4 protein-coding genes and 1 pseudogene are annotated in these 7,171 nt (G+C 71.8%); 1 reads left to right on the top strand and 4 read right to left on the bottom strand.

What is annotated here, in order from left to right; all coding sequences use genetic code 11:
• The coding region (locus RWP81_RS12570) for a bifunctional proline dehydrogenase/L-glutamate gamma-semialdehyde dehydrogenase (RefSeq protein WP_314456590.1) at window positions 1-3,279 on the bottom strand (3,279 nt) is incomplete at its 3' end.
• A 99-nt stretch (window positions 3,280-3,378) separates the two neighbouring features.
• Between RWP81_RS12570 and RWP81_RS12565 the strand changes: the two genes are divergently transcribed.
• Window positions 3,379-4,281 carry a LysR family transcriptional regulator gene (locus RWP81_RS12565; protein WP_314456588.1) on the top strand — a complete coding sequence of 301 codons (903 nt, stop codon included), beginning with the start codon at window positions 3,379-3,381 and terminating at the stop codon, window positions 4,279-4,281.
• A 124-nt stretch (window positions 4,282-4,405) separates the two neighbouring features.
• Here RWP81_RS12565 and aztD read toward each other — a convergent pair whose 3' ends face one another.
• The 3 genes and pseudogenes from aztD to RWP81_RS12550 all read right to left on the bottom strand — a co-directional run.
• Window positions 4,406-5,635, bottom strand: a complete 1,230-nt coding sequence (aztD, locus tag RWP81_RS12560; RefSeq protein ID WP_314456586.1) for a zinc metallochaperone AztD — start codon at window positions 5,633-5,635, stop codon at window positions 4,406-4,408.
• A gap of 95 nt (window positions 5,636-5,730) precedes the next feature.
• Complete coding sequence (aztC, locus tag RWP81_RS12555; RefSeq protein WP_314456584.1) at window positions 5,731-6,630, bottom strand: zinc ABC transporter substrate-binding protein AztC; 900 nt, start codon at window positions 6,628-6,630, stop codon at window positions 5,731-5,733.
• Window position 6,631: 1 nt separating this feature from the next.
• A pseudogene (locus RWP81_RS12550) lies at window positions 6,632-7,171 on the bottom strand (ABC transporter); the annotation flags it as partial.

The following is a 7,171-nucleotide window of genomic DNA, read 5'->3' as shown; positions in this document are numbered from 1 at the left end:
GCGGTGCCCCCAGTCGGCGCTGTCCTCGACGGCGGCACTCACGCCGACGCCCTCGAACCACGCGCGCACGGCGGGCGTCAGCTCGGCGGCCGAACTCACGGTCACGACGGACCCCGCCCGCACACCCGCCGCGACTACCCGCACCAGCGCCGTTTCCGACGCGTCCTCGAGGCGCACGGTCACGGGCACGGCGGCGTAGCGCAGCACGTTCTGCTCCGACTCCAACCCCGTCACGTCACGGGCGAGCGAGAATTCCGACGCCCACGCGGCAGCGTCGCTGGAGAGGGCGGATGCCAGCCACTCGCGGTCGTCCGCGGGCACGGCCGCCAGCGCCGGTGCGGCGAGGGCGTCGATGGACCGCGGCGCGGAGGTCTCGGCATCTGTCCACGTCCCGAACCCGAAGAGGTAGTGCGGGCCACCGGCCTTCGTCCCCGCTCCCACGGCGGACTTCTTCCAGCCGCCGAACGGCTGACGCTGCACGATGGCTCCCGTGGTGCCGCGGTTGATGTAGACGTTGCCCGCCTCGATACGCGCGAGCCACGTGTCGATCTCGGCCGCATCGAGCGCGTGCAGCCCCGAGGTGAGGCCGTACTCGATGGCGTTGACGAGGTCGATCGCCTCGTCCAGCGTCTCGGCGGTCATGATGCCGAGCACGGGTCCGAAGTACTCGGTGCGGTGGAACTCGCTGCCCGGCTGCACGCCCTCGCGGATGCCGGGACGCCACAGCATCCCCTCGTCATCGAGGCGGCGAGGCTCGACGACCCAGCGCTGGCCGCGCTCGAGCGAGGTGAGGGCCTTCAGGAGCTTTCCCTGGGCCGGCTCGATCAGCGGACCGACACGGGAGGCCTCATCCCACGGCATGCCGACCTCGAGCGAGGTGACCGCGTCGACGAGCTGGTCGCGAAAGCGACGCGAGCGGGCGACCGAGCCGACGAGTACGACGAGGGATGCCGCGGAGCACTTCTGACCCGCGTGGCCGAAGGCCGACATCGCGACGTCCTTCGCCGCGAGGTCGAGGTCGGCGCTGGGCGTGACGATCACGGCGTTCTTTCCGCTCGTCTCGGCGAGCAGCGGCAGATCGGGGCGGAAGGAGCGGAACAGCTCGGCGGTCTCGTAGGCCCCGGTCAGCACGACCCGCTCGACGGCGGGGTGGGTGAGCAGCTGACGACCGAGGTCGTTCTCGGACACCTGTACGAGCGTGAGCACCTCGCGCGGAACCCCGGCCTCCCAGAGCGCCTCGACCATGACCGCGCCGGAGCGCTCGGCGAGGGCGGCGGGCTTGATGACCACCGCAGACCCCGCGGCGAGCGCGGCGAGGGTCGAGCCGGCGGGGATCGCGACGGGGAAGTTCCAGGGAGGAGTGACCACCGTCACCCCGACGGGCGTGAAGGTCGCGCCGTCGACGTCCTCGAGCGCGCGCGCCTGCTCGGCGTAGTAGTGGGCGAAGTCGATCGCCTCCGACACCTCGGGGTCGCTCTGCTCGATGACCTTGCCGCACTCGGCACCCATGACCTCGAGCAGATCGGCTCGACGCTTCTCCAGCGCATCGCCCGCGCGATGGAGGATCTCGGCGCGCTTCGCAGCCCCCAGCTCCCGCCAGCTCGCGGCCGCCGTCGCGGCATCCTGGATCAGCGCGTTCAGGGCGCCTTCGTCGGTCACCGTGTGCGCGGCGATGCTCGCGCGACCGAGTTCCGAGCGCTCCATCCGCGCCACGATCCCGCGCGCCCAGTCACGGTTGGCGGCGATCGCCGGGTCGGAGTCGGGGGTGTTGCGGAAGCCGTGCGTCGGCGCGGGCTCCGCCGTGGCCGTGCGATCCTGCACGCGGTTCGAGGCCGGAACACCCTCGGGCATGTCGGCGAGGGATGCCAGAAAGCGGTCGCGCTCGCGGGCGAACAGCGCCGCGTGGGTGTCGAGGTCGAACACCGCCGACATGAAGTTCTCGCTCGACGCGCCCTCTTCGAGGCGGCGGATGAGGTACGCGATCGCGACGTCGAACTCCTGCGGGTGCACGACCGGGGTGTACAGCAGGATCGCGCCGACGGTCCGACGCACGACGGCCTGCTGGGCGGTCGCCATGCCGAGCAGCATCTCGACCTCGACGCCGGGCGTGCCCGTCGACGAGGTGACTCCACGCCTCTCCGCGAGCAGCCACGCGAGCGCGACGTCGAACAGGTTGTGGCCGGCGACGCCGATCCTCACGTTCGCGGTGCGCTCGGGCCGCAGCGCGTAGTCGAGCACCGCCTTGTAGGACGCATCGGTCGCCTGCTTCGACGGCCAGGTGGCCAGCGGCCAGTCGTGCACGTCGGCATCCACCCGTTCCATCGGCAGGTTGGCGCCTTTGACGACGCGTACCTTGATGGGCGCGCCTCCGGATGCCACGCGCCGGGCGGTCCACTCCTGCAGGCGGACCATCGCGGCGAGGGCGTCGGGAAGGTAGGCCTGCAGCACGATGCCGGCCTCGACGCCGTGGAACTCGGGCTCGCCGAGCAGCGTCTCGAAGACCGCGAGGGTGAGATCGAGGTCTTTGAACTCCTCCATGTCGAGATTCAGGAACGTGCCGGTCTCCTTGGCCACGCGGTAGAGCGGGCGCAGGGCCGCGACCGCGTCGGCGACGGCGGCGTCGAAGGCCCACGGGGTGTGCGGCGCGACGGTCGACGACACCTTGATCGAGACGTAGTCCACGTCGGCGCGCGCGAGCAGCTTGCGCGTTCCGGCGAGCCTGCGCGCGGCCTCCTTCTTGCCGAGGATCGCCTCACCGAGCAGATTCACGTTGAGACGGATGCCGTCTCCTCGGCCGCGGATCGAGGTGATGGCGTCGCCGAGCTTGCGGTCGCTGGCGTCGACGATGAGGTGGCGCACCATCGAGCGCAGCGCCGTGCGGGCGGCGGGCACGACGACCCGCGAGAGGATCGGCGCGGCGAAGGCGCCGAGGCGGATCGCGGCCTTCAGGTGCAGCGGGAGGAAGCCGGGGATGAGGGGGATGAGGGCGGCGAGATTTCGCGCGGCGACGCGCACGTCGTCGGGGCGTACGACGCCGTCGACGAAGCCCACTGTGAAGTCGAGACCGTGCGGGTCGCGCAGCACCCCGGCCAGGCGCTCGGCGGAGACGTCGACCGGCTCCTCCCGGCTCTCGGCGAGCCAGCGGCGCACGAGGGCGATCGCCTCGTCGGCCAACTCGGCGGGCGAGACCAGCGGGTCGGGCGAGACCTGCTCGGCCGGCGTGACGCGCCCGGCGGGGGTGGTGCCGGATGCGACGGGAGATGCGTCAGTGAGCGACATGGCGATCCTTCCTCGGATGCCCTCAGCATGCGGCCCGCGTCCCGTCAGGAAAAGCGATGATTGATGACGGGTTATGTTCGACAGGATCGAAGGGACGCCATGTTTGACCTCCGCCGTCTACGCCTGCTGCACGAACTGTCGATGCGCGGCACCCTTGCCGCCGTCGCCGACGCTCTCTCGTACAGTCCGTCGACGATCTCGCAGCAGCTCTCGTTGCTCGAGCGCGAAGCGGGCGTGCCTCTTCTCGAACCCGACGGCCGGCGCCTCCGCTTGACCGCCCAGGGCGCCGCCCTCGCCGCGCACGCCGCACGGATGCCCGCCGCCGACGCGGCGGCGCGCGCCGAGCTCGAACGCCTCCGCCCCTCGCTCGCGCCGGTGCGCGTCGCGGTGATGCAGTCCGCCGCGCACGGTCTGCTCCCCCGCGCTCTCGACGCCCTCGCCGAGAGCGAGCCGCAGCTGCGCATCGAGGTGGCCGAACTCGCCCCGGAAGAGGGGCTGTTCGAGGTCGCGGCGCGCGGCTTCGACCTCGCGGTCGCCGAGCAGTACCCCGGTCATACGCGCGAGCACCGCGACGGCATCGAGCGGAGCCTGTTGGGACGGGATGCCATCCGCCTCGCCGTCGCGCACGGCGATCCCGCCGAGACCCTCACCGATCTCCGCGGGCGTGCGTGGGTGATGGAGCCCGTGGGCACCGCCGCCCGGCAGTGGGCGACCCAGCAATGCCGGGCCGCGGGCTTCGAACCCGACGTACGCTTCGAGATGGCCGACCTGACCGCGCACGTGCGGCTCGTGGCATCCGGTCATGCGATCGGGATGATCCCCGACCTCGTCTTCGCCGGGGGCACTCCGCCGGTGCGGCTGGTCGATCTGCCGGGCGAACCGCGCCGCGAGGTGTTCACCGCGGTGCGCCGCGGAACGGCCGACCGCCCCGGCGTACGCGCGGTGCGCAGAGCACTGCAGGTGGCGTACGACCGGGGCGGTCGGGAGGCGGGTCGGTCGTGAGGCGGGTCGGTCGTGACTGGATCTCGCAAGACGGCACCCTCCTCGCAGATTCCGCGCGTGAAACTGCGAGGAACGCGCGAATGTGCGAGGAACGCCCCGCGTAACGAGCGGTGAGAGCCGCGCGTTACCGGGTCAGGGCGATCTCGTTCGGGGTCTCGTCGAGCGTGACGCTCTTCACGACCTCGCCGGTGGTGAGGTCGACCGCGTGCACGGCGTTCTCCGCGGGCTCGGTCACGTAGGCGATGTCACCCGACACCTTGATCGCGGGGTGGGCGTCCTGCCACTCGATCGGGCCCTCCCAGGCGCCGATCACGGGGTACGACGCGGTGAGCTCGCCGGTGGCCGGGTCGAGCACGTGGATCGAACCGTCCGTGGCGAGGATGTAGCCGAGGTCGCCGGGGCCGCGGGCGATGTCACGGAAGGTGTACTCCACGCCCTCGGGCAGGTCGATCACGCGCTGGGTCTTCGCGGCGGTGTCGATCAGGGCGACGCGGTGCAGCAGGTAGCCCTCAGCATCCCGGTCGTCCTTGTAGTCGCCGACGACGAGGGCGCTGTCGTCGCTGACGTAGGCGTTGCCCATGCGGCCGTACGGCTGGTCGGGCGCGGTGAGTTTGGTGAACGTGCCCGAGTCGTAGACGAGCGCGCCGTCCTCGCAGCCGAACACCACGACCTCGTCCTTGGCGGTGCCTTCGCCGTGCACGCCGGGGCAGTCGCTGCTCTGAGCGATGGTTGCGCCCGAGTCGTCCTGGGCGACGACGCCGTTGCGGCCGTCGGCGTTGCCGACGGTGGTGAGGAAGGTGCCGTCCTCGAGCATGATCGACACGCCGTGGTGCGCCTCGACGCCGGGGATGGTCTCGACGGCGGGGAGCTCGTCGGTGGATGCCAGCAGGGCATCGGTGTCGAAGACGGTGGAGTCGCTCGTGCCGTCGGCGTACAGCACGGTGGTACCGCCGTGCGTGACGACGTGGCCCGGCTTGGCGGCCGCGAACACGAGGTCGGTGAGCTGCGGCTCGACGCCGGAGGTGCCGGCATCCAGGACCTGGAAGCCCTCGCTCGTGGTGACCATGACGTGTCGACCGTCGCCGGCGGAGTTCAGACGGGTGAACTCCTCCGAGGTGAAGTCGCCGAGGGTCTCGAGGCTCTCACCGTCGAGCACGACGACCCCGCCGGGATACGACAGGGCGACGCGGGTGCCGGCGTCGGCCGCGGTGGTGGCGGGGGCGCCGGAGGCGGGAGCGGCCGAGTCGGTCCCGGCGCCGCCGGCACAGGCCGAGAGGCCGACCGTGGCCCCGACCGCGAGGGCGAGCAGGCCCGCGCGGCGGAGGCGATCCGCACGGAAGGAGGAACTGCGCATGTGATTCTCTTTCTGGGTGAGGACCCGCGGCGGTGCGAGGGTCCGGGGGATGACGCGGCGACGGGGTGCGCCGTGTCGGGGCTCTGACGTCGGGCTCAGGGAGCGAGACCGGAACGGATGCGCTCGGTGTTGACGCGCATCATCGTGAGGTAGTCGGGCGCTCCGCCGTCGGCGTCGGTGAGCGACTCGGTGAACAGCTCGGTCACCGCGACCTGCCGGTCGGCCTCATTGGCGAGCGCCCGCACGAGACGGTCGGGCGACGACGACTCCGCGAAGATGGTCGGCACACCGGCCTCATCGATGGCCGACACGAGGTCGGCGAGGTCGCTCGTGCTGGGAGCGGCGAGGGTCGTGCCGCCGGGGATGACGGCCCCCACCAGACGGAAGTCGAAGCGCTCGGCGAGGTAGCCGAAGACGTGGTGGTTGGTCACGAGCGCGCGCCGCTCCGTCGGGATGGCGGCGAAGGCGGCGGTCATCTCGGCATCCAGATCGGTGAGTTCCGCACGGTACGCGGCGGCGTGATCGGCGATGGCGGCGCCGCCCACTCCCTCCAGGACCGGCGTGAGGGCGTCGACGACGGCGATCATCTGTGCGGGATCCGTCCAGAAGTGCGGATCGTCGGCGCCTCCGGCGTCGGTCGAGGTGTACGGCAGCACGGTGACGGCGTCCTCCGCGACGAAGGTGGGGACCCCCTCGGATGCCGCGGCATCGAGGTGCTGCTGCAGTCCCTCCTCGAGGCCGATGCCGTTGGCCACCAGCAGGTCGGCGGAGCGCATGCGCGCGGCCTCGGCGGCGGAGATCTCGAACGAGTGCGGGTCGGCGCCGGGACGCATGAGCGTCATCACCTCGACGTCGTCGCCGACGAGATTCGACACGACGTCACCCAGGATGTTCGTCGTGACCACGACGAGCGGGCGATCGGATGCCGCGCCACCCGCGCAGCCGGTGAGGACGAGCGCGGCGGCGGTGAGGGCGACGGCCAGGAATCTCTTCATGTCAGCGCCCCGTCTCGGCGACGAAGAGCGGCGTGCGCTCGGGCGTGAACTCGCGGGCGATGCGGGCGCCGTCGGCGAAGTCGAGCTCCCACAGGCGGCCCTCTGCGGGTCCGCTGAGGTAAGCGCGCTGCTGGTCGGCGATGAGACTGACCGGCCGGCCCACCGCCAGGCTCGCACCCACGAGCGGGACGGATGCCGCGCGCAGCGCACCGGTCTCGCCATCGAGCACCAGCACCCGACCGTCGGCGGTGACGGCGAGCAGGTTCGCGTCCGTGTCGTCGACCGCCGTGACCTGCACGACCGGCTCGGCCGTCGGCAGGAGCGTCCACGAGCGCTCTCGCGTGTCGAGCATCCACACCCCGACCCCCTCGGCGACCGCTGCGACCGTCGGGCGTCCCTCACGGTTGGCGAATGCGGTGGCGCGCGGTGCGGTCGCGCCCGCGGGGTACGGGATTCGCTCGACGACGGGCTGCTCGTCGGCGACGGTGATGAGGAGCGCGGCGTCCTGGCATCCGATCACGGCACCGACGCGGGTGGTGAT

Source organism: uncultured Microbacterium sp. (assembly GCF_963521695.1).
GTDB lineage: Bacteria > Actinomycetota > Actinomycetes > Actinomycetales > Microbacteriaceae > Microbacterium.
This window is presented reverse-complemented; position numbering and strand designations above follow the sequence as displayed.